The sequence below is a fragment of the Terrabacter sp. Soil811 genome (assembly GCF_001429655.1).
GTDB lineage: Bacteria > Actinomycetota > Actinomycetes > Actinomycetales > Dermatophilaceae > Terrabacter.
In genome coordinates this window covers 669,723-692,625 of the sequence record NZ_LMSX01000007.1, presented here as the reverse complement: position 1 = coordinate 692,625, position 22,903 = coordinate 669,723, and the positions used below count along the sequence as shown (strand labels likewise).

The following is a 22,903-nucleotide window of genomic DNA, read 5'->3' as shown; positions in this document are numbered from 1 at the left end:
TGGAGCGAGTGAAGACCTACCGCCAGCTGTTCGCCATCCGTGAGTTCCGGGTCCTCTTCCTCGTCCAGTGCATCAACATCGGGTCGTATGCCGTCGCGTCCCTCGCGCTCGGCACCATCACCTTCGCCGCCACGGGGTCGCCGGTCCTGACGGCCCTCGCGATGTTCGGCGCGCCGCTCATGCGCATCGTCGGCCAGACCCTCTTCGGCTCCGGCTCCGACCTGGTCCGCCCGCGCACCGCGCTGCTGCTCGTCTTCACGACGACGATGGTCACCGACCTGCTGCAGGCGATCCCGGGCCTGGCCTGGGGCTGGCGTTTCGCCCTGCTCGCGGTCGGCCCGCTCATCACCTCGGCGCTCGGCGGCAGCATGATGGCGCTCGTCTCCGACATCCTCCCGCCCGACGGCTTCATCCTCGGCCGGGCGACGATGAACATCGCGGTCGGCGGCATGCAGATCGTCGGCTACGGCATCGCGGGCCTGCTCCTCATCACCTTCACGACGACCGAGCTCTTCCTCGGTTCGGGTGTCGCCCTCCTCGTCGCGGTCGTGCTGCTCCGCCTCGGCCTCTCGGACCACCCGCCGCGGCACGCGGCCACCTCCCTCGTGCGCCGCACCCGCGAGGTCAACCGAGCCCTGCTCGGGTCGCGCGTCATCCGTCCGATCTACCTGACGTTGTGGGTGCCCAACGGGCTCATCGTCGGGTGCGAGGCACTCTTCGTGCCGTTCGCGGGCGAGCGCGCGGGCTACCTCTTCGCCGTCACCGCCGCCGGCATGCTGCTCGGCGACGTCGTCGTCGGGCGCTTCCTCGCCGTGGCCGTGCGCGACCGGCTCATCGGCCCGCTGCGGCTCCTGCTCGCGATCCCCTACCTCGCCTTCTTCGCCGTCCCGTCGCTTCCGTATGCCGCCGCGCTGGCCTTCGTGGCGTCCGTGGGCTACTCGGCGAGCCTGCCCCTGCAGGAGCGGCTGGTGACGCACACGGACGCGCAGGCGCGAGGCCAGGTCTTCGGGCTGCAGGGCACGGGCCTCATGGTGGGTCAGGCGCTCGGGGCGCTGCTCGGCGGCGTCGTCGCGAGCTCCCAGGGGATGGGGCCGGCCGCGGCCGCGCAGGCGATGGGCGTCATGGCCGTCGCCTCTGTGGTCGTGTCGGTCGCCCTCACCCCCGGTCTGCGCCGGTCGCGGCCGGCGACCGAGGTCCTCGAGGCCGCCGCGGCCTGATCGCCCTCAGCCGGTCACGAGCCCACGTCGCCGCGCGATGGCGGCCGCCTCGGTGCGACCGGAGGCGCCGAGCTTGGCCAGGAGGTTGGAGACGTGGACGCTCACGGTCTTGGTGCTGATGTAGAGCTGCTTGCCGATCTGACCGTTGGTCAGGCCCTGCGCCAGCAGCGCGAGCACCTCGAGCTCACGCGGGGTGAGGTCGACCGTCACGCCGCCGGGGCGCACCGCGTCGAGCTCGGCGAGGAGCGGCTTCGCCTCGAGCCTGACGGCCTCCTCGCGGGCCAGTTCGGCGACCGTGCGGGACTCGACGTCCTCGCCCGCGGCCCGCAGGGCCTCGGCGAGCCGCGACCGCGAGCGGGCGGTCTCGAAGACGTGGCCGTAGCGCTCGAACGCCGCGACGCTCTCGCGCCACGCGTCGACGAGCTCGGTCACCGGCGGCGGCTCCTCGACCCCGGCGACCCGCTGAAGCCGCAGCACCTCGGCCTCGAGCCGCGCGGTCCACGCCCACGTCTCGCGGCTCGTGTCCTCGAGCGACTCGGCGGCCGCGCGCTCGAACTTCGGACGGCTCGCCTTCTCGACGGCGGGCCGCAGCTCGCTGATGCGGCGGCCGCGATCGGCGAGCTCCTCGACGACGGCGACGGCGCGGGCCCGGAGCGCCGGGTCGGCCCGCGGTACGAGCGCTGCAGCCTGCCCGGCCACGAGCGCGGCGAGCCGCACGACGGCGTGGTACTCGCCCCAGGTGGCGTCGAGGACGCGGACGGCCTCCTCGGTGAGGTCGAGCATCCCTCCGAGGTCGCCCGTCTGGCCGAGCACGTCGACGGCGGGCATGGTCGTCAGCACGACGCACAGGCCGTCGACGGGCCACCACTCCCGCATCGCCCCGATGAGGTCGGGGTCGACGGGGTCTCCGCGACCGGCGTGCACGAGCAGGGCGGCGCCGGTGAAGATCGTGCGCCCAGGCTGCGGGGCCGGTCGCCCCGCGAGGTCGAGGCGTCGAGCCGCGCCGTCCCAGTCGCCGAGCTCGTAGGCCGTGAGTCCGCCGAGCAGGCGGCACTCCTGCCCCCAGGGTGCCCACTCTCGGTGCATCCGCCGGGCGACGGCGGCCCCGCGGTCGTAGAGCTCGAGCGACCCGGGAAGGTCACCGCGGCGGTGCGCGAGGGACGCGAGCTGGTGCAGGGCGCGAAGGAGGAGGGGGTCGTCTGGGTCGATGTCGGCGACGATCGAGCGAAGGTGCGTCTCGACCGAGTCGAGGTCCTCCTGCGCCTCGAGGATGCGGGCCATGATGGTGCGCACCTCGGCGAGCGCGCCGCCGAGTCCGAGACGCTCGGCGAGCAGGGACACCTCGTTGCCGACGACGGCGGCCTCGACGAACGAGCCGTTGTCCACGAGCGCCTGCACTCGGGCGACGAGCACCCGGACCCGGCGCTCGTCGGCCTCCTCGCCGATGAGCGACAGGGCCTCGTCGGTCAGGGCGATGGAGTCGATCGGCAGGTCGAGGATGCGCGAGCGGATGACGAGCGTCGAGAGCAGGTCGGCGCGCGCGCCCGGGTCCTGCGCGGTGCCGGGATGGTCCAGCCGGTCGCGCAGCAGGTCCATGGCTCGGATCGGCTCACCGGCGACCATCGCCGCGCGCGAGGCCCGGAGGGTCACCTCGTCGCGTTCGGGGTCGTCCTCGTCGAGCCACGAGAGCGCGCGCTCGAGGAGCAGCAGCGCCTCCTGCGGACCACCGACGGCCATGGCGGCCTCGGCTGCGGCTCGACTCGCGCGGACCGCCGTCGGCAGGTCGCCCACGGCGGCGGCGTGGCGGGCCAGCTCGGACGCGGGGGCGAGCTCGGGACGCTCGGCCAGCACGGCGGCATACGCCCGGTGGAGCCGTAGGCGCTCGCCGGGCAGGAGGCTGTCGGCCACGGCCTCACCGAGGAGGGCGTGGCGGAAGGTGTAGGCCGGCGGCCAGCGGGCCTCGAGGACGTGGTGCTCCACCGCGGCGGCCAGCGCGGCCTCGAGCGTCTCGTCGGGGAGGTCGACGACGCGGGAGAGGAGGTCGTGGCCGATGAACTGCCCGCCCTTGAGGGCGATGGCCCGGAGCACGCGCTGGGCGGTGTCGTCGAGCTGCTCGACGCGGGCGCGGAGCACGCGGCTCAGGCCGCCGGTCAGGCCCTGGCCGGCCGCGGCGCTCGCGACGAGCTCCTCGGCGAAGAACGGGTTGCCCTCGGAGCGGCGGGCGATCTCGGCGTTCGTCGCGGCGTCGGTCGGGGCGCCCTCGATGCCGGAGACGAGCTCTCGCACGGCGTCGTCGGGGAGCGGGGCGAGCTCGACGTGCTCGAGCCCCGCGATGCGCGCCCACACGGCGAGCGTCTCGTGCAGGGGGTGGCGGCGGTAGAGGTCGTCGGAGCGGTAGGTCACGACGAGGCCGACCGCGTGCGTGAAGCCACGGGTCAGCAGGAGGGTGATGAGGTCGCGCGAGGAGTGGTCGGCCCAGTGGACGTCCTCGACGACGAGGAGGGACGGCTGGGCATCGCCGAGCGCGGACAGCAGCGCGTGCACGGCCTCGGCGACCTGGCCGGGGTCGGTGCTGCGTCCGGAACGGTCCCGGTCGGGTGCGTCGGTGCGCCCCGGCAGCAGGTGGCCGAGGCTCGGGTGGGTCTCGAGCACGCGCTCGACGACGTCGGGATGGCCTGCGTCGATGGTGCCGACGAGCTCGACGAAGGGCAGGTAGGCGAGGCTGCTGCCGGCCTGGCCGACGCAGTGACCGACGGCGGTGAACCAGTCGGACGCGGTGGCCTCGGCGACGAGGTGCCCCACGATGCGGGACTTGCCGATGCCGGCGTCGCCGGACAGCACGACGACGCCACCGGGCCGGGCACCCGGGGTGGGGCGCAGTCCGATGGCGTCGGCGAGACGGGACAGGTCGGTGTCCCGCCCGATGAGGGGGCCCGTGCTGAGCGGCATACGCGGAATCATCGCGTACTCCGCCGACAGGAGCGGGACGGTCGGCGACACGGGTCGCGTCGCCGTCGTCACCGCGCGCGGCCCGGGTTGTTCTCCTCTCGGGAGACCCGCGCCATGGTGCGGCGCATGATCTCGAGCGACGAGTCGCGGCGGACGCGGCGACGCTGCGGGTAGCGGGACTCGATCTCGACCTGGACGGTGCGGAAGTCGATGTACTGGGTGGTCATGGTCTTTCCTCTGCTCGTGCCGTTCTGGACTTCTCCAGACTCGGTTGCTGAGGTAGACCCCCACATCGGACGACCGCCCTATCCCTGCCCGCCGACTACCTCAGATCCGATGGCGTATGCCGGGTGGACCCGTCTGAGGTAGTCGCCCGGTGGCGCTTCAGGCGGGCGGGAAGGCAGCCGTCAGCCGATCGCGCACGGCTGCGACGTCCACGGTCGCGAGCGGCGCCGTGTCGCGGGTGGGCGGCGTCGCCGTGACGAGCTGCACGAGGCGCTTGGACCACAGCACGTGAACTCCGCAGGTCACGAAGGCACCACCGATGAGCGGCCAGTCAGCGGCGACGAAGCACAGCACGCCCGTCACGGGGACGGTCGGGTCGTCGACGGCCGTGCGGACGAGGTCGACCTGCCCCAGCACCCCGTCGACGAGCTTCGTGCAGTCCCGTCCACCGACGACGAGCTTCTCGGTGCGGGGGCGAAAGAGGCCGCCCTCGACGCGGAGGGCGGGCCTGCCCTTGTACTTCTTCGCGTCGACGACGAAGATGCCGTGGCGCGAGACGACGACGTGGTCGATGTTGGCCCGCGTCCTCGGAATGCGCCGATCGTGCAGCACGGCGAGGTCGTCACCCACGAGGGCGTCGAGACGGCCGCCCACGAACTGCTCGCCCTCCGCGCCGGTGTCCCACGCCCGGGTGCTCTGCGGCTCCTCGGTGATGGCGAGGAGGAATCCGCCGATGCGTGGGTGGCGCTCGCGGACGCGTCGCTCCCGGGCGTCGCGCCGCCGTTCGAACTCGCGCCGCGCCGACCCGCCGGCCTGGCCGCTGGTTTCCCGGGCCGGCTCGGGCTGGAGGGACGGCTGGGCCCGTGGTTCGTCGGGGACGACGGCCACGCCGACGTCGTCGCACTCCGGGGTGACCGTCTTGGCCGACTCACCCGGGCACTCGAGGCAGCGCACGGTCCGGCTCGACCGTTCGTAGACGGCACGGGTCCCTGCTGGGAGCGGGGCGGCGCACCGTCGGCACGTGCCGGCATACCGAAGCCTCATGCGTTTGTCGTCGCCGACGTCGGCGACGTCCCCCGTGCTCACGCAGCAGAGGTTAGGTCGAGTCCTTCCGTCGCGCAGGCCAACGAGCGAATCGGGCGTTCAGCCGAGGAGGAGGGTGGCGGCGATGGTGAACATGACGACGGCGATCGCGACGTCGAGGACGCGCCACGTGGCCGGCCGCGCGAAGAGCGGCGCGAGCAGGCGCGCGCCGTAGCCGAGCGAGGTGAACCACGCGACGCTGGCGAGCGCGGCCCCACCGGCGAACCACCACCGTCCGTCCGGACCGTGCTGGTTGGCGAGCGACCCGACGAGCAGCACGGTGTCGAGGTAGACGTGCGGGTTGAGCCAGGTGAGAGCGAGGACCGTCGCGAGCACGCCGCTGCGCGACCGCTGGGTGCCGCCGGCCTCGAGGCCCTTGGGGTGGCGCGCGTTGCGCAGGCACAGCAGGCCGTAGCCGACGAGGTATGCCGCCCCGACCCACCGCACGACCGTCAGCAGTCCCGGGTGGGCCGTGACCAGACCGCCCACGCCGAGCACGCCGGCGAGGACGAGGACGGCGTCGCTCACAGCGCAGACGGCGACGACGAGCCCGACGTGGTGACGCGCGAGGCCGGTGCGGAGCACGTAGGCGTTCTGCGCGCCGATGGCCACGATGAGCGAGGCCATGGTGAGGAAGCCGGGCACGAGGGAGGTCACGCCCTCGACCGTAGAGGGATCGCGACCTTCAGTGAAGCGAAGGTTTCTTCAGCATCATTAGCATGGCTTCATGCGGCTCCAGCCCGAGCACCTCGCGACCCTGCTCGCCATCATCGACACCGGCACCTTCGACGCGGCGGCCCGACGGCTCCACGTGACACCGTCGGCCGTGAGCCAGCGGGTCAAGGCGCTCGAGGCCGAGGTCGGCCAGGTCGTGGTCGTGCGCAGCACCCCGTGTCGCGCCACGAGCGCGGGCGAGGCGCTCGTCCGGCTCGCCCGGCAGCAGGGACTGCTCGAGTCGGAGGCGCTTGCGGGACTTGTCGCCGACGGCCGGTCCAGGGTCGACCTGCCGATCGTCGTCAACGCGGACTCGATGTCGACGTGGTTCGGTGCGGTGCTGACCGAGGCTGCCGCCTGGGACGACGTCGTGCTGCGCCTGAGGGTCGAGGACCAGGACCACTCGGCTCGGCTGCTCCGGTCGGGTGAGGTGCTCGGCGCCGTGACGTCCGACCCGACGCCGGTCCAGGGCTGCTCGACCGAGCCTCTCGTCACGATGCGCTACCTGCCAGCGGCAGCGCCACAGCTCGTGGACCGTCATCGGGTCGGCCGTGGGATCGACTGGGCCGCAATGCCGCTCGTGCGTTTCAACGACAAGGACGACATCCAGCAGCGCATCCTCGACCGGCGCGGCGTGGACGTCGCGCCGCCGACGCACGAGGTGCCCGACGGTGGTGGCTTCGTGACGGCGGTCCGCTCCGGGCTCGGCTGGGGTGCGCTCCTGACAACGCAGCTCGGGCCGTTGCTCGACGCTGGTGAGCTCGTGCGACTCGGGTCGCGCGACCACGTCGACGTCCAGCTCTACTGGCAGCGGTGGCGGCTGCCCTCGGCGCACCTCGACCGGCTGAGCGACACGGTCCGACGCGAGTCGGCGCGTGGCGGGATCCATCCGGATGGCGGCAGTCACCCGCAAGGGGTGAGCCGCGGCGACCAGGGCCGCTCGATAGTGGAGTGATCGACCCGTCGACGGGAGCGAGCCGAGGATGAGGGTACGACCAGAACGCCTGAACGCGGCGATCGCCTGGCTCTTCATGGCCGGCTCGGCGTGCTTCGTGCTGGGCTCGGTGCCTGCCTACCTGAATGCCGTCGGGGGATGGGTCGATGGCGTCACCTACGTCGTCGGCTCGGTCTTCTTCACCAGCGCTTCGTCCTGCCAGCTCGTGCAGGCGCAGAACCCCTCGACGACCGCCGTCGACGAGGTCACCCAGCACCAGCCGGTCCAGGCGCGTCTGTGGTGCTGGCTGCCGCACGACCTCAACTGGCTGGCCGCGGCCGTGCAGCTCCCCGGCACGCTGTTCTTCAACGTCAGCACCGTCGCCGCCGTGACCCACAACGCGACGGCCGCCGAGTCCGATCGCTACGTGTGGCGGCCGGACCTCTACGGGTCGGTGCTCTTCCTCGTGGCGAGCGCCTGCGCCGTGCTCGCGGTCTCGAGCCGCTTCCTCAGCGTCCAGCCCCGGTCGTTCCCGTGGCGGATCGCATGGCTCAACATGCTCGGCTCGGTGTTCTTCATGGCCTCCGCGATCGCCAGCTTCGTCGTTCCGAGCACGGACCAGGTGCTGAGCACGCGGATCGCCGTGGCCGGGACCTTCTGGGGCGCCGTGTGCTTCCTCGTCGGCGCCGCACTCCTGCTCCCGGCCTGGCGGCGTGCCGTCGCGACCGCCACGCCCGCGAGTCCCTAGACACCACCCCTCCGTCCGACTCAAGGAGAAGCGCATGTCCACACCGTCCGAGATCAACGCCATAGCAGCGCTCTACGGCAACCGCTTCGTCACCGAGGAGGTGCCCAGCCGCGAGTTCCCGGTCACGGGGATGAGCGCGGTCGACGCCAGGCGCCTGGTGGCCGAAGACCTCGCCCTCGAAGGGGATCCGGGGCGCAACCTCGCGACCTTCGTCACCACGTGGATGGAGCCGGAGGCGCAGCAGATCATCGCGGAGAACCTGCACCGCAACTTCATCGACCACGCGGAGTACCCGCGCACGGCCGAGATCGAGCAGCGCTGCATCCGGATGCTCGCCGACCTGTTCCACGCCCCGGGCGAGACCACGGGAGCGCGGACGCAGGGCTCGTCCGAGGCGATCATGCTCGGCGGTCTGTCGCTGAAGTGGAACTGGCGCACCCGTCGCCAGGCCGCGGGCAGCTCGACGGAGCGTCCGAACCTGGTCTTCGGCGGCGACGTGCACGTCGTGTGGGAGAAGTTCTGTCGCTATTTCGACGTCGAGGCGCGGATCGTCCCGCTTCAGCGCGGGAAGTACACCATCGGCCCGGAGGACGTCGCCCCGCACGTGGACGAGAACACCATCGGAGTCGCGGCCGTCCTCGGCACGACCTTCACCGGCCACAAGGACGACATCGTCGGCATCAACGACCTGCTCGTGCAGATGAAGCAGGAGCGTGACCTCGACGTGCCGTTACACATCGACGGGGCCAGTGGTGGCTTCGTGTGGCCGTTCCTCTACCCGGACTCGCCCTGGGACTTCCGGCTCGAGCAGGTGCGCTCGATCAACGTCTCGGGGCACAAGTTCGGCCTGGTCTATCCGGGCATCGGCTGGTTGATCTTCCGGGAGGTCGCCGACCTGGCGCCCGACCTGGTCTTCAAGGAGAACTACCTCGGCAAGACCGACTCGACCTTCACCCTGAACTTCTCGACGGGGTCGGCGATGGTCCTGGCGCAGTACTACAACCTCGTGCGCTACGGACGTGAGGGCTACACCTACATCATGCGCAACATGCAGGCGAATGCTCGGATGCTCGGCGACAAGCTCGAGGCGATGGGCCGCTTCGAGCTGATCGGCCGGGAGGAGGAGCAGCTCCCGCTCGTCGCCTTCATGCTGTCCGGTGACCACGGGTACGACGAGTTCGACATCGCCTGGCAGCTGTCTGCCGAGCGCGGTTGGATGGTGCCCGCCTACACGCTGCCACCCGACGCCCAGGACGTCACCATCATGCGCGCGCTGGTCAAGGAGACGATGAGCCGCGAGCACGTCGACACCCTGGCCCGCGACATCGAGGAGGCCTGCACGACGCTGGCGGCGAAGGGTGCGGCACACGAGTCGGAGCGAGCCAAGATGGTCAGCGGCCCGGGCCACTGAACGACTGCTGCGCCCTCGACCGTCCTCGGTCCTGGCCTACTCGGCGGAGGCGTGCCACGCCCGCCACGCGGCATACCCCCCGATGACGTCGGTGGCGCGGTGGATGCCGAGGTCCTGGAGCGCGGCGGCCGCCAGGCTGGAGGTGTAGCCCTCCTGGCAGAGGACGATCACCTCGAGGTCGTGGCTCGCGACCGGCAGCGACGCGTCGCTCGATGGGTCGAGACGCCACTCGAGGACGTTGCGCTCGATCACCGTCACGAAGGGCAGCTCACCCTCGGCCGCACGCTGGGCGGCAGGGCGGATGTCGACGACGAGCGCGCCGTCCGCACGTGCCGTCTCCGCCTGTTCGGGCGTGAGCCGGTGGAGGCGACCGCGAGCCTCGGCGAGGACCTCGTCGATGGTGCGGGGTCGGGACATGGTCAGGCCTCTCGGGACGGGCAGTGGCAGGTCGGCCAGCCTTGCGCTGGGGGCACGTCCACCGTGCCACACGGCGGGCGTCGACGCGTGTGCGACCTGACGCCTGACACCCGTCCGTGGTGGCGGGATGTGGGGGACATCTGACCGGAAAACCGGCGGCGCTCTGTCGGTGTCGACGCCTACGGTCGTCGAGTGACCGTGGACTCCCGCACTGCATCCCAGGCCCCGCCCAGCGCTCGCCGTGCGAGGTGGCTCGTCCTGGCTGCCGTGGCCGTGACGCTCCTCCTCTGGGCGTCCGCGTTCGTCGCGATCCGCCACCTCGGCCGAGACGTGCCGCCGGGCGCACTGTCGCTCGGGCGGCTGCTCGTCGCGTCGGTCGCCCTCGGGGTCCTCGTCTTCCGACGGCCGCGGACCTGGCCGGCCCGCCGCGACTGGCCCCTGCTGCTGCTCTGCGGCGTCGGCTGGTTCGGCATCTACAACCTCGCCCTCAACGAGGCCGAGCGGCGCATCGACGCCGGCACCTCCGCGCTCATCGTGCAGATCGGGCCGATCATCGTCGCGCTCCTCGCCACGGTCTTCCTCGGCGAGAAGATGACGCGTTGGCTGCTCATCGGCATGGCCGTCGGCTTCGCGGGTGTCGTCGTCATCGCGCGCGGCTTCTCCTCCGGTGACTCCGGCGACATGGTGGGCGTGTGGCTCGCCGTCCTGGCTGCGGTGACGTATGCCGTGGGCGTCCTCGCGCAGAAGCCGCTCCTCGGGCGGTTGCCGGGTCCCGAGGTCACCTGGCTCGCCTGCATCATCGGCGCCATCGTGTGCCTGCCGTGGAGCGGCGAGCTCGTCACCGTGGTGCGTGACAGCGACCCGAGCACCTTGTGGTGGATCGCCTACCTCGGCCTCTTCCCGACCGCCATCGCCTTCTCGACGTGGGCCTACGTGCTGGCGCGCAGCGATGCCGGCACGCTGACCCTCACGACGTTCCTCGTGCCGTTCATCGCGACACTCATCGCCTGGGCGCTGCTCTCCGAGGTGCCGCCGCCCCTGACCTTCGTCGGCGGGGCGTTGTGCATCGCCGGTGTCCTGCTCACGCGGCGCAAGCCACGAGTGGCTCCGACCGCGGAGGAGTGAGTGCGCTCCGATCCCTCTGCGACGCAACGGGATCGGTGGACTCACAGTGTGGACAGACCTTCACAATCTATCGAACATGTGTTCCAATAGAGGGGTCGGCGACCCGGGTGGGAGGAGTGAGTTCGTGCCATTCCTCGACACCGGGCGTCCGGCGCCCGACGCGACTGACGGTGGCAGCAGCCTCAACCCCCGCGTGGTCTGGCTGGTCGGTCAGGCGAAAGCCCGCGCCGATCGCGCGCAGGAGCGCAGCGCGTCCCTCACGTTGGCCGACGAGGCCGACGAGGTGCTCACGCAGATCGAGCGCCTCGAGGTCCAGAAGGCTCGCCTCGAGGGTCGTCTCGTCGACGCGTATGCCGCGCTGCACTCCGTCGAGGAGCAGCAGCTCGCCCAGTGGACGACGAGCTCGCCCGTGCCGATCACGGCCGACCAGGTCGCCGCGCAGGAGATCGCCTGGGCGACCGGGGTGGGCGCGACCGAGGTCGCCCGCCGGCTCGAGCTCGCGACAGCACCCCGGCGTCATCGGGTGCTGCGTGAGCGGCTGCGGGCCGGTGCTGTCAGTCTCCAGCGAGCCCTGCGCGTCGTCGTCGAGACGCGGGCGCTCGCCGACGACGTCCTCCCCGACCTCGAGGCCACGGTGCTCGCGCCGGCTCCGGACGGCGCGGTCGCCTCTCAACGCCTCTTCACCACACGGTTGCAGCGGTGCGTCCGCTCGGCCGACTCCCGTGCCGCCGAGGAGCGCCGCCGGTCCTCTCGTCTGCGTCGCACGGCGTACGGCCGCCTCGTCGAGGACGGTATGGGGACGTTCACGGTCGTCGCGCCGGCCGAGCGGGTCGTCGGTGTGCTCGACCGGGTCGATGCCCTGGCTCGGGCCGCCCGCGCGGGTGGCGACGACCGCAGCCTCGACCAGCTGCGCAGCGACCTGCTCTGCGACCTCGCCCTCTTCGGCGTCGTCCCGTCCGGCATCGGCGGACCCGCCGGCGCCGGTGCCGGTGGCGGTCTCGGTGGCGGTCTCGATGAAGAGCTCTCGTGTGCGGGCCTGCTGTCCGACGCGGCGCCTGCGGCCGTCCGCATCGTCGTCCCGTTCGAGGTCGCCGTCGGGATGTCCGACGCTGCGTGCGAGCTGCCCGGCCACGGCTGGGTCACCGCCGCCCACGCTCGCCAGATCATGACCGCACCGGGATCGGTGTGGCAGCGCCTCGCCGTCGACGTCGACACCGGCCGCGCCCTCGAGCTCTCCACCGACTGCTACCGCCCGACCGCCGCGATGGTCGAGCACGTGCGGGCCGTCGACGGCGTCTGCCGGGCACCCGGGTGCCAGGTGCCGGCCGACCGGTGCGACCTCGACCACGTCGTCCCGTGGCCGGCCGGCCCCACCCACGTCTCCAACTTCGAGTCCCTGAGCCGGGGCTGCCACAACGGCAAGACCGCCGGAGTCTGGCAGGTCGAGCGGGTCGACGACGACGGTATCTCCTGGTCCTCGCTCGCCGGTCGCGACTACATCACCTACCCCAAGGACTGGCGAGAAGCCCTCCGCGACCCGGGCTCGGGTCCACCGCCTCGATCCCCTTCAGCAGGAGCCGAGACTGCCGACGATCCACCACCCTTCTGACCGCTGGGCCGGCTGGTGTGCGGCTTCGGCGGCGCCAATGGCGGCGGGTGGGCCTAGCGTGGTCGGATGACGCTCCCGACGGACAGTCATGTGCACAGCGAGTGGTCGTGGGACGCCGCGCACGGGTCGATGGACCGCACGTGCGCGCGGGCGCTCGAGCTGGGACTGCCGGCCGTCGCGTTCACCGAGCACGTCGACCACACCGTCTGGTCGCTCGACCGCTCGCACCTCGACGAGGATGCGCACCTGCTGACCTTCACGTCGCCCGATGGCCTGGTGACCCCCGGCCCGTTCGACGCCGCCGGCTACCTCGAGGCGATCGCGGAGTGCCGGGAGCGCCACCCCGGCCTGCGCATCCTCAGCGGGCTCGAGCTCGGCGAGCCGCACCTGCACCCCGAGGCCGTCGCGCGGGTGCTCGCGGCCGGCCCGTTCGACCGGGTGCTCGGCTCCCTGCACTGTCTGCCGGACGGCGACGGCTGGACCGAGCCCGGCGAGCTCTTCGGCCGCAGGCCCGCCGTGGACATCGTCCGCAGCTACCTGCGCGACGTCGCAGCCATGGTCGCGGCCGACGACACGTTCGAGGTCCTCGCCCACATGGACTACCCCGTCCGCTCCTGGGACGAGGCCGCGGACGGCCCCTTCGACCCGGCGGAGTTCGACGTCGAATTCCGCCAGACGCTCGAGGCCGTCGCGGAGGCCGGCAAGGTGCTCGAGATCAACACCGTGCTGCCGCTGCACCCGACGGTCGTCCGCTGGTGGCACGACGTCGGCGGTGGCGCGGTGAGCTTCGGCAGTGACGCGCACGAGCCCGTGTCGCTCGCCCGTCGGTTCCGCGACGCCCGGCACCTCGCCGAGGCCTGTGGCTTCCGACCGGGTCGCGATCCGCACGACCTCTGGCCGCGCATCGACTGACGGCCGCCAGACGGCGGGGTCCAGGTGGGTCAGCGGGTGACGGGCACGTCGTGCAGGACGCGCTCGATGTCGCGGTCGACCTCGGCGTCGGCGCCGAAGGGAGCGCGCGGCAGCGAGAACGTCCGGCGGTGGTGCGGCTCGAGGGCCGCGACGATGGCGATGATCATGACGAAGAAGAAGATGATGTCCATGGCAGAAAGTCTGCGCTCATCATGATCCCGCCACGAGTGGCAGAACTGTCGATGATCGACAAGATCCTGCCAAACATGCCATGCTGGCCGGATGCTGCGCACCATCGCCGTCATCGCCCAGGAGCCTGTGGCCATGTTCGAGCTCGGCGTCCTCTGTGAGGTCTTCGGCATCGACCGCACCGACGACGGGGTCCCGGCCTTCGACTTCCGGGTCTGCTCGTCGCGTCCCGGCGAGGTTCTGCGCACGACGAGCGGCATGAGCATCGTCGCGCCCTTCCCGCTCGAGGCGGCCCGCGGCGCCGACCTCGTCGCCATCCCGGGCGGCGCGGTGGACGGACCCTACGACCCCGAGGTGCTCGACATCCTGCGCGAGACCGCGGCCAGTGGCGGGCGCGTCCTGTCCGTGTGCTCGGGCGCCTTCCAGCTCGCTGCCGCCGGCCTGCTCGACGGTCGTGAGTGCACGACCCACTGGAGGTATGCCGCCCGGCTGGCCGACGAGCACCCGCGCGCCTGTGTCGACCTCGACGTCCTCTACGTCGAGGACGGTCCGGTCCTGACGAGTGCCGGCACGGCAGCGGGCATCGACGCGTGCCTCCACATCGTGCGCACCGAGCTCGGCTCCGAGGTGGCGACCCGCATCGCGCGGCGCATGGTGGTCCCGCCGCACCGCTCCGGCGGTCAGCGCCAGTTCGTCGAGACCCCGCTCCCGTCCGAGCCGTGCGAGGGCCTCCAGGACGTCATGGAGTGGGTGGCCGAGCGCCTCGACGAGGAGCACTCGATCCCGTCGCTCGCCAGGCGGGCAGCCATGTCCGAGCGCACCTTCGCGCGCCGCTTCACCGCCGAGGTCGGCACGACGCCGCACAAGTGGCTGACGAGCCAGCGGGTGCTCCGGGCCCGCCACCTGCTCGAGTCGACGGACCTCGACGTCGAGCGGATCGCGCGCGAGAGCGGCTTCGCCACTGCGGCGGTGCTGCGCCACCACTTCCAACGGGAGATCGGCATCCCGCCCGTCGCCTACCGACGCGCCTTCACGAAGCAGCCCGCCTCGGCCTGACCCTGCGCCGCAGCTTCAGCGCGACAGGCATGGTTACCGTCAGTAAGTTGCTGGCCAGTGGACGCCACCGACGTCGTCCTGCCGCCTGAGGGGAAGCCGCCGTGCCTCGTTCGACCCACCGCTCGTCCCGCACCCGCACCCGCACCCGTCGCGTCGTCGGCGTCGTGGTGCTCGCGATCGCCGCGGCCGTCATGTCGCCAGTCACGACAGCCCGGGCCTCCGGCTTCTACGACCCTCCCGCGCCCGTCACCGGAGCACCCGGCACGGTGCTCAAGACCGAGCCGATGACCTTCTATCTCGACCCGCTCAAGGCCGTCCCCTCGACCGCGCGCGCCACTCGGGTCATGTATGCCAGCCGCGACCGCAGCGGCGCCCCGATCGCCGTGACGGGCACCGTCCTCGTGCCGCCGGTCCCGTGGTTCGGTCCGGGCCAGCGCCCCGTCATCGGCTACGCCGCGGGCACCCAGGGCATGGGTGACCAGTGCGCCCCGAGCCGTCAGCTCGCGGCCGGCTCGGAGTACGAAGGTGCCTTCGTCTCCGGCCTGCTGACCCGCGGCTATGCGGTCGCCATGACCGACTACCAGGGCCTCGGCACACCCGGCACCCACACGTACATGGTCCGCGAGGCCCAGGCGCACGCCGTCCTCGACATGGTGCGCGCCGCCCAGCGCCTCCCCGGCACGGGACTGCCGAGCGGCGGCCCGGTCATGCTGGCCGGTTACAGCCAGGGCGGCGGTGCGAGTGCCGCAGCCGTGGAGCTCGCGCCCACGTATGCCCCAGAGCTGCGGCTCGAGGGTGCGGTCGCCGGCGCCGTCCCCGCCGAGCTCGGTGCCGTCGCCGACCACCTCGACGGCAGCCTCTACTCCGCCTTCGCGCTCTACGCCGTCGCCGGCCAGTCCGCCGCCTACGGCCTCGACCTCGACGGCTTCCTCAACGCCCGGGGCGCCTCGGTCGTCGCCGCCGTCAAGGGCGAGTGCGTCGGCGAGTCGATCGCGCTGCACGCGTTCACCCGCTCGAGCGACCTGACGAAGGACGGCCGCACGCTGACCGAGCTCGCCGCGGCCGAGCCCTTCCGATCGATCATCGCCGAGCAGCGCATCGGTCGGCTCAAGCCCGCCGTCCCGGTGCTCGTGACGCACTCCGTCCTCGACGACGTCATCCCGTATGCCGTCGGGCGCGGTCTCGCGCACGACTGGTGCACCCGCGGCGCCAACGTGGCCTTCTCGCCCAACATCACACCGACGCACGTCGGCGGGGCGGTGCCGTCGTTCGCCAAGCAGTACGCCTTCCTCGAGGCGCGCGTCGCCGGGCTCCCCCAGGTCTCCGACTGCTGGTGGCTCTGAGCCGGTCCGACCGACCGGGCTCAGCGGTTGCGGCGCGCGATCGCCGTCGAGAGCGCGGTCGCGAAGCCGCACCACACGGCATACGGCGACAGGGCGATGCCCGCGCCCTTGCTCACGGTGCCGGCGCGGCGGGCGAGGTCCGCCGCGCTCGCCGTGAGCAGCGCCGCCTCCGCGGCCGCCACCCACGGCTTGCGCACGCGCCAGAAGAGCACGCTCCAGGCCGTGTTGAGGGCGAGGTTGGTCCCGAAGGCCTTGAGGTAGGCGTTGCGACCCTCGGTGTCACCGGCCTTGTCGTACGCGTTGAGCGCCGTCGCGGACGTCGCCGCGATGTCGGCGTAGAGCGCGGTCCACACCAGGGGGAAGGCGAGCGTCGGGGGCTGCCAGTCCGGCAGGTCGAGAGCGCGGTACCAGCGTGAGTCGGGCTGCGTCGCAAGCGAACCCGCAACGGCACTCGCCACCGTCGCGGCGCTCGTCAGGGCGAGGTTGCGCATCGCCGTGTCGGGCTTGGCCGTGCGCATCGCCGACCGGACGGCCGTGTCGAAGTCGATGAAGCCCCCGGGCACGTCGACGTGCTCCCGGATGTCGTCCTCCTTGGCGACGACCTCGTGGACGAGGCTGCCGACGAGCGGCTTGGCCAGGCCCGCCGAGATCGGGGTGACGAGCCCGACCCAGTGGCTCGCCAGGCGCGGCGTCAGCACCGGCACGGTCACGACGACCGGGCGGCGCCGGTCCGTCGCGTCGGAGAAACGGGCGATCATCTCGCGGTAGGTCAGCACCTCGGGACCCCCGATGTCGAAGGGGCGGTTGACCTCGGGGGGCAGGCTGCCGGCGCCCACGAGGAGCGTCACGACGTCGTCGATGGCGATCGGCTGGATCTTGTTGTCGAGCCACTTCGGAGCGACCATCGCCGGCAGGCGGGTCGTGAGGTAGCGCAGCATGTCGAAGGACGCCGACCCGTCACCGAGCACGACGGCGGCCTGGAGCACCGCCGTCGGCACGCCCGAGTCGAGCAGGATCCGCCCGACCTCGACGCGCGAGGCGAGGTGCGGCGAGAGCGCCTCGTCATCGGGGTGCAGGCCGCCGAGGTAGACGATGCGCGAGACCCCGGCCTCCTTCGCCGCCTCCGAGAAGATCGTCGCCGCCTCGCGGTCGCGCTCCTGGAAGTCGGGCTGGTCGTCCATGGAGTGCACGAGGTACCACGCGGCGTCGACGTCCTCGAGCGCGCGGCGCATGTCGTCGGCCGACGCGACGTCACCCTCGGCGACCTCGACCCGGTCGACCCACGGCTTGTCGTCCATCGAGGCGCGGCGGCGGGTCAGCACCCGCACCGCCCAGCCCTCGTCGAGCAGCCGCGGCACGACCTGCCCGCCGACGTATCCGGAGGCGCCCGTGACGAGGGCGCGGCGCGGAGTGCCGTCGGTCGTGGTGGGGTTCGGGGCAGGGTTCATGCGGTCACCTGGTCAGCTCGAGGGCGGGTGGGAGGAGCAGGAGCATCCCCGTCGACCACACGACGTGCGTGATGATCGGCCCGAGGAAGCCGCCGGTGACGCGGCGCTGCAGGGCGGTCACGAGACCGATGACGGCAGCCGCCAGGACGAGCAGCGGGATGCCGCTGCCGACGGTGGTCAGGGCGTAGAGCAGGGTCGTCAGGGTCACCTGGTGGCGGGGGAGGGCGGCGTAGAGGGCGCCGCGGAAGTAGAGCTCCTCGACGACGCCGTTGACGAAGGTGATGGCGAGCACCGCCGTGAAGGCCCCGAACCGAGCGTGGTCGAGCAGCTGGTCGACCGGCTCGCGCAGCACGGGGATGCGGGCGACGACGAGCGCGCCGACGAGGAAGAGGACGAGGAGCAGCACGCCGAGCACGAGGGACTGCACGATCGGCCGGGCCTTCTCGCCGCGACGCGTGTGCCCCATGCCCGCGTGCAGCGGGCCCGAGAGCAGCGCGCCGACGAGCCAGACGGCCGCCAGGGCGAGCGTCGCGACGTAGAAGAGCGGGTCGCCCGGGGTGATCCGCAGCGCCCACGCCAGCACCGCGGTGCCCACGACGAAGGTGAGCGCGACGACGACCTGGCGGCGCCGGAAGACGTCGTCGGGGTCGCGGTGGTCGCGGTCCACCTTCTCGATGAGCGCGGCGTTGACGAACGCACGCAGCTCGGTCACGGGGCCCCGCATCTCGTCTCCTAGCCTCGGGCGCGCTCGTAGCGGGCCAGGGTCTCCTTGCGCTCCTCATCATGGTCGACGACGCGCTGGGGATACTCATGGTCGTACCCGTTGTCGTGCTTCCACGGCTCGTGAGCCGCGCCACCCGGCAGGTGGGCGAGCTCCGGAACCCAGCGCCGGACGTACTCCCCGTCGGGGTCGAACTTCTTCCCCTGCGTCACGGGGTTGAAGACGCGGAAGTACGGCGACGCGTCGGTGCCCGTCCCGGCGACCCACTGCCACCCGTGGTTGTTGGAGGCGATGTCGCCGTCGACGAGGTGGTCGAGGAAGTGCTGTGCCCCGACCGGCCACCAGACGTGGAGGTCCTTGGTGAGGAAGCTCGCCGTGATCATCCTGACGCGGTTGTGCATCCAGCCCTCCGCGAGCAGCTGGCGCATGCCGGCGTCGACGACGGGGTAGCCGGTGCGCCCCTCGCGCCACACGTCGACGAGCCGGTCGGTCTCGGCGCCCGAGTCGTAGGGCAGCTTCGCGAGCTCGGGCCGCAGGTCGTGCCACGCCGAGTCCGGGTGGTGCCACAGCACGTCGGCGTAGAACTCGCGCCAGATCAGCTCGGTGACGTAGGTGCTCGCCGCCTGCGACCGCCCGGCCGAGTGCGCCGCGATGTCGGCGAGCATCGTGCGGGGGTGGATCTCGCCGTACTTGAGCGGCGCCGACAGCCGGCTCGTGGTGTCGAGGTCGGGCCGGTCGCGTTCCTTGTCGTATGCCGTGAGCCCGTCGTGGAGGAAGCTCTCCCACCGCTTGAGCGCGGCGGCCTCGCCGGCCTCGAGCCGGGACAGATCGGGCACCTCGGGCAGCGGGTCGCTGTGGACGTCCTCGCGCAGCCACGGGATGCGCTTGGGGCGGGCTGCCGGAGCCGGCCGCCCGTGCTGGTGCCATGCCTTGGAGAAGGGCGTGAAGACCTTGTACGGCGAGCCCGCCTGGTTGACGATGCGACCCGGCCCGACGGCATACGGCGTCCCTGTGGCCACGAGCTCGCGCCCGTCCTCGGCGAGGGCCTTCTCGACGGCGTCGTCGCGTCGGCGGCCGTAGGGCGTCGTCTCCCGCGACACGTGCACCTGCGTCGCCCCGACCTCGGCGGCGAGCGCGGGCATGACGTCGACGGGGTCACCGCGCCGGACGACGAGCGCCCCCCGGGTGTCCTTCGACAGCGACGCGAGGGAGGCGAGCAGTCGCCGGGTGCGGGGCGTGTCGGTCTCGAGCAGGCGCGGGTCGAGGACGAAGACCGGCAGCACGTGCGAGGCCGCGTCGACCGCCGCGAGCAGCGCCGGGTGGTCGTTCAGCCGCAGGTCGCGGCGGAACCACAGGATCGACGTCGTCGACGGAGCCATCACGAGGCCGCGGCCGCGGCGCCCTCCCGCTCGAAGCGCACCTGGGCCACGTCGAGGTAGCCGGTCGCGAATCCCGCCTCGCAGTAGGCGAGGTAGAACTCCCACTTGCGGCGGAAGGTCTCGTCGAAGCCGAGGGCGTGCACCTCGGGCCAGCGGGCGAGGAAGGTCTCGCGCCAGCGCCGCAGGGTCTCGGCGTAGTCGGCGCCGAACGCCTCGACGGCCGAGATGCGCAGCGTCGTCGCCGCGTCGGTCGTCTCGCTCATCGCCCGGAGGCTCGGGATGAGCCCGCCGGGGAAGATGTGCTTCTGGATCCAGCCGTAGGAGTGCTTCGTCGCCATGAGCCGCTCGTGCGACATGAGGATCGCCTGGACGGCCGCGATGCCGCCCGGGGCGAGGCGCTCGTCGATGGTGCGGAAGTAGGTCTCCCAGTACTCCTCGCCGACGGCCTCGATCATCTCGACGCTGACGACGGCGTCGTAGACACCCTCGACCTCGCGGTAGTCCTGGATGCGGATGTCGACGGTGTCGGTGAACCCGGCATCGGCGACGCGCTGCCGGGCGAGCGCCGCCTGCTCCTTGGAGAGGGTGACGCTCGTGACCGTGGCGCCGCGCCGCGCCGCCTCGAGGGCGAGCGTGCCCCAGCCGGTGCCGATCTCGAGCACGCGGCTGTCCTGGCCGACCTTGGCCATGTCGAGGATCGCGTGGACCTTGCGCAGCTGGGCCTCCTCGAAGGACTGCGTGCGCAGCGGCTCGTCCTCGTCGAAGATCGCCGAGCTGTAGCTCATCGTCTCGTCGAGGAAGGTCGCGAAGAGGTCGTTGGACAGGTCGTAGTGCGCCTCGATGTTGCGGCGCGAGCCGAGCAGCGAGTTGTTCTGGATGCTCGGGATGCGGCGGTCGACGAAGCCGCGCAGCCGCAGCCACCCCCCGGGGACGGCCGTCGTCATGCGCTCGGCGAAGGGCATGAGCAGCTCGGCGAGGTCGGTGCCCTCGGCGGCCTTCCAGTCCCCGGCCATGTAGGCCTCGCCGATCCCGATCTTGGGGTGGTGCGCGAGCCGTTCGAAGACCGCGGTCGGACGCACGATCTCGAGCCCCGGCCGGTCGGTCCGACGCGTGCCGCCACCGAGCAGCGAGCCGTCCGGCATGACGACGTCGACCGGCACGCGCTTGGCGACCTGGGCGAGGATGCTGCGGGCCAGGCGGGCGCGCACGCACAGGACGCGCAGGGTGGGGCGGCGCAGGCACAGCGGCTGGGCCATGGTCGGGGACTGGGCGGTCATCGGACGGCCTCCTTGGGGTGTCGGGGGCGGGGCATGACGGGCAGACGGCGCAACCACAGACGGATGCCGTGTACCCGGATGAGGGTCGTCACTCTCTGCGTGATGAGGCCGTGACGTCGGACGAGGCGGAGCAGCGCCCGGGTCGTGGCCGGCTCCGGGGTGCCGCGGGTGACGGCGGTCATGATCCGCTCGCCGTCGCGGTCGAGGGCCACCGTCACGCTGACGGCGCCGGGCTCGAGGACGAGGCGGACGGCATACTCCCCGCGGGTGTCGTTGAAGGGGGAGACGTAGAAGGCCTTGCCGACGGTCGCCGTGCCGTCGTCGTGGACGTCGAGGAGGTAGGCGTGGCGCTCGCCGTACGTGTTGTGCACCTCGAAGACGACGGCGAGGAGCGAGCCGTCGGGCCGCAGGCACCAGAAGACCGACAGGGGGTCGAAGGTGTGGCCGAGCACCCGCGCGTTGGCGAGCATGAGGACACGGTCCTCGGCGGCCAGCGACACATCGCGCGCCGCGAGGAAGCGCTCGACGTCGCCGCGGATGCCGCCGCCGAGCCGACCCCCGTCGAGGTGGTCGCGCACGTCGAAGCGCGCGAGCAGCCTTGCGGGCCAGGGGAGCCGGGGAAGATGGTCGACGTCGACGAGCCACTGGTAGTGGCCGTAGGTGAAACTGTGGTGCAGCGGGGTGCGGCGCGAGTGGGCCACGGTGCCGTCGACGAGCGCGGGCACCTCGGGCGGTGTCAGGACGGCCGTCACCAGCGCACCCCGAAGGACTCTGCGGCTTCCACGCCGGAGCGGCACCCGTCCTCGTGGAAGCCCCAGCCGAGGTGTGCGCCGGCGAAGGCCAGGCGGTCGCCGCCGCCCTCGCGCAGGCGCGACGCGGCCTCGACGGCCTCACGCGTGAAGATCGGGTGGTCGTAGGACATCCGCGCCGTCACCAGCGACTCGTCGATGCTGCCGGCCGGGTTGAGCGTCACGACGTGGTCGTCGGCGTCGGTGATGCCGTGGAGGCGGTTCATCCAGTAGCTGACGGTGACGTCGGGGGCCGGGGCGTCACACGCGTGCATGCGGTAGTTCCAGGAGGCCTTGGCCTGGCGCGGCTTCGGCAGGACCGACGAGTCGCGGTGCAGCCAGGTCTCGTTGCGGGAGTAGCGGATCGCCGAGAGGTCGCGCTTCTCGTCGGGCGTCGCGTCGGCGAGCAGGTCGAGGGCCTGGTCTGCGTGCGTGGCGATGACGGCGCGGTCGAACGTCGCCGTCCGGCCGTCGCGCACGAGCACGTCCACACCGTCGTCGTGCCTCGTCACGGCGGTCACCGGGCTCTCCTTGCGCACGTCGGGCAGGCGCTCGACGAGCCGGTCGACGTAGGTCGCCGACCCGCCGGTGACGGTGCGCCACGTGGGCGACCCCGTCACCGTCAGCATCCCGTGGTGGTCGAGGAACCGGAAGAGATGACGCGCCGGGTAGGACGACGCGTCGAGGTCGCCGCACGACCAGACGCAGGCCACGAGCGGGATCGCGAAGTGGCGCACGAAGTAGTCGGAGAAGCCCTCGACGGCTAGGAACTCGCCCCACGTCGGGTCCTGCGAGTCGTCGGCGAGCAGGGCGCGCGCTGCCGCGTGGAAGCGCGGGACGTCGCGGAGCATCCGGATGAAGCGGGGGTCGGCGAGGCGGCGCTTCTGGGCGAACATCCCCTTGGGACCGCGTCCACCGGCATACGACAGGCCGCATCCCTCGCACGTGATGCTCATGCTCATCTCGGTCGGCTGGGTCGGCACGTCGAGCTCGCTGAAGAGGCGGAGCAGGTGCGGGTAGGTCTTCTCGTTGTGCACGATGAAGCCGCTGTCGATGCGCAGGCTGCCGTCGCGCCCGGGGACGTCATGGGTGTGCGCGTGCCCGCCGAGGCGGGTGTCGCTCTCGTAGAGGGTCACGTCGTGCGTCGCGCTGAGCACGTGGGCGGCGGTCAGGCCGGACACGCCCGCGCCGATGACGGCTGCGGTCGGTCTGGTCGACGGGGTGGGTCGGTTCGGTCGAGTCACCGAGGCCTCCTGGCTGATGTGGTCCCGTGTGGTTCGGCGCGGAGCCCCGACCGGATGGTTCGACAGTTTTGAGTGATGGCGGTCGCGTCGTGCGTTGTCCATCCTTCGTCCACA

The 22,903-nt window shown here is 72.1% G+C and carries 21 protein-coding genes; 9 read left to right on the top strand and 12 right to left on the bottom strand.

The genetic code is table 11. The annotated features are described in order from the left end of the window. The first annotated feature begins 8 nt into the window (after positions 1-8). Complete coding sequence (locus tag ASH01_RS10085) at positions 9-1,217, top strand: hypothetical protein (protein ID WP_056774946.1); 1,209 nt, start codon at positions 9-11, stop codon at positions 1,215-1,217. A gap of 6 nt (positions 1,218-1,223) precedes the next feature. On the opposite strand, the gene ASH01_RS23915 is transcribed toward ASH01_RS10085, so the two are convergent. The 4 genes from ASH01_RS23915 to ASH01_RS10070 all read right to left on the bottom strand — a co-directional run bounded on the left by ASH01_RS23915 (position 1,224) and on the right by ASH01_RS10070 (position 6,131). Beyond that, positions 1,224-4,166 carry a helix-turn-helix transcriptional regulator gene (locus tag ASH01_RS23915; RefSeq protein WP_327191915.1) on the bottom strand — a complete coding sequence of 981 codons (2,943 nt, stop codon included), beginning with the start codon at positions 4,164-4,166 and terminating at the stop codon, positions 1,224-1,226. Positions 4,167-4,234: 68 nt separating this feature from the next. Further along, on the bottom strand, positions 4,235-4,393 hold the full coding sequence (locus ASH01_RS22955; protein WP_020143554.1) for a hypothetical protein: 159 nt from the start codon (positions 4,391-4,393) through the stop codon (positions 4,235-4,237). Positions 4,394-4,550: 157 nt separating this feature from the next. Beyond that, the gene (locus ASH01_RS10075) at positions 4,551-5,477 is read right to left on the bottom strand and encodes a nuclease-related domain-containing protein (protein WP_082619643.1); all 927 of its coding nucleotides are present in this window, start codon (positions 5,475-5,477) and stop codon (positions 4,551-4,553) included. 57 nt (positions 5,478-5,534) lie between these two features. After that, positions 5,535-6,131, bottom strand: a complete 597-nt coding sequence (locus ASH01_RS10070; protein ID WP_235509589.1) for a LysE/ArgO family amino acid transporter — start codon at positions 6,129-6,131, stop codon at positions 5,535-5,537. A 70-nt stretch (positions 6,132-6,201) separates the two neighbouring features. On the opposite strand from ASH01_RS10070, the gene ASH01_RS10065 reads away from it, so the two are divergent. Genes ASH01_RS10065 through ASH01_RS10055 form a run of 3 tightly spaced genes read left to right on the top strand, consistent with a single transcriptional unit; the run spans position 6,202 to position 9,281 of the window. Further along, entirely contained in the window at positions 6,202-7,143 is a 942-nt protein-coding gene (locus tag ASH01_RS10065) for a LysR family transcriptional regulator ArgP (RefSeq protein ID WP_056774942.1), read from the top strand. 28 nt (positions 7,144-7,171) lie between these two features. Beyond that, entirely contained in the window at positions 7,172-7,870 is a 699-nt protein-coding gene (locus tag ASH01_RS10060; protein ID WP_056774940.1) for a hypothetical protein, read from the top strand. A gap of 34 nt (positions 7,871-7,904) precedes the next feature. Beyond that, on the top strand, positions 7,905-9,281 hold the full coding sequence (locus tag ASH01_RS10055; RefSeq protein WP_056774937.1) for a glutamate decarboxylase: 1,377 nt from the start codon (positions 7,905-7,907) through the stop codon (positions 9,279-9,281). Positions 9,282-9,317: 36 nt separating this feature from the next. On the opposite strand, the gene ASH01_RS10050 is transcribed toward ASH01_RS10055, so the two are convergent. Then, positions 9,318-9,698, bottom strand: coding sequence for a rhodanese-like domain-containing protein (locus ASH01_RS10050; protein ID WP_056774935.1), 381 nt, complete (start codon positions 9,696-9,698; stop codon positions 9,318-9,320). 192 nt (positions 9,699-9,890) lie between these two features. Between ASH01_RS10050 and ASH01_RS10045 the strand changes: the two genes are divergently transcribed. From ASH01_RS10045 to ASH01_RS10035, 3 genes are all read left to right on the top strand, one after another. Beyond that, a complete protein-coding gene (locus ASH01_RS10045) occupies positions 9,891-10,823 on the top strand; it encodes a DMT family transporter (protein ID WP_235508672.1) in 933 nt (310 codons plus the stop codon). A 124-nt stretch (positions 10,824-10,947) separates the two neighbouring features. Continuing rightward, positions 10,948-12,432, top strand: coding sequence for an HNH endonuclease signature motif containing protein (locus tag ASH01_RS10040; RefSeq protein WP_056774926.1), 1,485 nt, complete (start codon positions 10,948-10,950; stop codon positions 12,430-12,432). A gap of 66 nt (positions 12,433-12,498) precedes the next feature. Continuing rightward, entirely contained in the window at positions 12,499-13,344 is an 846-nt protein-coding gene (locus tag ASH01_RS10035) for a PHP domain-containing protein (protein WP_056774924.1), read from the top strand. A 29-nt stretch (positions 13,345-13,373) separates the two neighbouring features. Here ASH01_RS10035 and ASH01_RS22950 read toward each other — a convergent pair whose 3' ends face one another. Next, positions 13,374-13,535 carry a hypothetical protein gene (locus ASH01_RS22950; RefSeq protein ID WP_156415519.1) on the bottom strand — a complete coding sequence of 54 codons (162 nt, stop codon included), beginning with the start codon at positions 13,533-13,535 and terminating at the stop codon, positions 13,374-13,376. A 91-nt stretch (positions 13,536-13,626) separates the two neighbouring features. Between ASH01_RS22950 and ASH01_RS10030 the strand changes: the two genes are divergently transcribed. Together ASH01_RS10030 and ASH01_RS10025 are read left to right on the top strand one after the other, a co-directional pair. Further along, the gene (locus tag ASH01_RS10030; RefSeq protein WP_056774921.1) at positions 13,627-14,589 is read left to right on the top strand and encodes a GlxA family transcriptional regulator; all 963 of its coding nucleotides are present in this window, start codon (positions 13,627-13,629) and stop codon (positions 14,587-14,589) included. A 101-nt stretch (positions 14,590-14,690) separates the two neighbouring features. Continuing rightward, positions 14,691-15,932, top strand: coding sequence for a lipase family protein (locus ASH01_RS10025; protein ID WP_200961781.1), 1,242 nt, complete (start codon positions 14,691-14,693; stop codon positions 15,930-15,932). A 20-nt stretch (positions 15,933-15,952) separates the two neighbouring features. Here ASH01_RS10025 and ASH01_RS10020 read toward each other — a convergent pair whose 3' ends face one another. The 6 genes from ASH01_RS10020 to ASH01_RS09995 are packed head-to-tail and all read right to left on the bottom strand — an operon-like array spanning position 15,953 to position 22,789. After that, entirely contained in the window at positions 15,953-17,380 is a 1,428-nt protein-coding gene (locus tag ASH01_RS10020) for a tryptophan-rich sensory protein (RefSeq protein ID WP_056774918.1), read from the bottom strand. 4 nt (positions 17,381-17,384) lie between these two features. Continuing rightward, the gene (locus ASH01_RS10015) at positions 17,385-18,104 is read right to left on the bottom strand and encodes a CPBP family intramembrane glutamic endopeptidase (protein ID WP_056774914.1); all 720 of its coding nucleotides are present in this window, start codon (positions 18,102-18,104) and stop codon (positions 17,385-17,387) included. An 8-nt stretch (positions 18,105-18,112) separates the two neighbouring features. Continuing rightward, positions 18,113-19,480, bottom strand: a complete 1,368-nt coding sequence (locus ASH01_RS10010) for a cryptochrome/photolyase family protein (RefSeq protein ID WP_056774910.1) — start codon at positions 19,478-19,480, stop codon at positions 18,113-18,115. After that, a complete protein-coding gene (locus ASH01_RS10005) occupies positions 19,480-20,757 on the bottom strand; it encodes an SAM-dependent methyltransferase (RefSeq protein WP_056774907.1) in 1,278 nt (425 codons plus the stop codon). Before ASH01_RS10005 ends, ASH01_RS10010 begins: the two co-directional genes overlap by 1 nt. Beyond that, a complete protein-coding gene (locus ASH01_RS10000) occupies positions 20,754-21,509 on the bottom strand; it encodes a DUF1365 domain-containing protein (RefSeq protein ID WP_056774906.1) in 756 nt (251 codons plus the stop codon). The genes ASH01_RS10005 and ASH01_RS10000 overlap by 4 nt, the downstream gene beginning before the upstream one ends. Then, positions 21,506-22,789, bottom strand: a complete 1,284-nt coding sequence (locus tag ASH01_RS09995) for an NAD(P)/FAD-dependent oxidoreductase (RefSeq protein WP_056774902.1) — start codon at positions 22,787-22,789, stop codon at positions 21,506-21,508. The genes ASH01_RS10000 and ASH01_RS09995 overlap by 4 nt, the downstream gene beginning before the upstream one ends. Between the last annotated feature and the right edge of the window lie 114 nt (positions 22,790-22,903).

Excerpts from the sequence above, each read along its gene's own strand:
- ASH01_RS10015 (WP_056774914.1), bottom strand. The coding sequence starts at position 18,104 with ATGCGGGGCCCCGTGACCGAGCTGCGTGCGTTCGTCAACGCCGCGCTC.
- ASH01_RS23915 (WP_327191915.1), bottom strand. The coding sequence starts at position 4,166 with ATGCCGCTCAGCACGGGCCCCCTCATCGGGCGGGACACCGACCTGTCC.
- ASH01_RS10010 (WP_056774910.1), bottom strand. The coding sequence starts at position 19,480 with ATGGCTCCGTCGACGACGTCGATCCTGTGGTTCCGCCGCGACCTGCGG.
- ASH01_RS10055 (WP_056774937.1), top strand. The coding sequence starts at position 7,905 with ATGTCCACACCGTCCGAGATCAACGCCATAGCAGCGCTCTACGGCAAC.
- ASH01_RS10030 (WP_056774921.1), top strand. The coding sequence starts at position 13,627 with ATGCTGCGCACCATCGCCGTCATCGCCCAGGAGCCTGTGGCCATGTTC.
- ASH01_RS22955 (WP_020143554.1), bottom strand. The coding sequence starts at position 4,393 with ATGACCACCCAGTACATCGACTTCCGCACCGTCCAGGTCGAGATCGAG.
- ASH01_RS10005 (WP_056774907.1), bottom strand. The coding sequence starts at position 20,757 with ATGACCGCCCAGTCCCCGACCATGGCCCAGCCGCTGTGCCTGCGCCGC.
- ASH01_RS10065 (WP_056774942.1), top strand. The coding sequence starts at position 6,202 with ATGCGGCTCCAGCCCGAGCACCTCGCGACCCTGCTCGCCATCATCGAC.
- ASH01_RS10060 (WP_056774940.1), top strand. The coding sequence starts at position 7,172 with ATGAGGGTACGACCAGAACGCCTGAACGCGGCGATCGCCTGGCTCTTC.
- ASH01_RS10035 (WP_056774924.1), top strand. The coding sequence starts at position 12,499 with ATGACGCTCCCGACGGACAGTCATGTGCACAGCGAGTGGTCGTGGGAC.
- ASH01_RS22950 (WP_156415519.1), bottom strand. The coding sequence starts at position 13,535 with ATGGACATCATCTTCTTCTTCGTCATGATCATCGCCATCGTCGCGGCC.
- ASH01_RS10050 (WP_056774935.1), bottom strand. The coding sequence starts at position 9,698 with ATGTCCCGACCCCGCACCATCGACGAGGTCCTCGCCGAGGCTCGCGGT.
- ASH01_RS10020 (WP_056774918.1), bottom strand. The coding sequence starts at position 17,380 with ATGAACCCTGCCCCGAACCCCACCACGACCGACGGCACTCCGCGCCGC.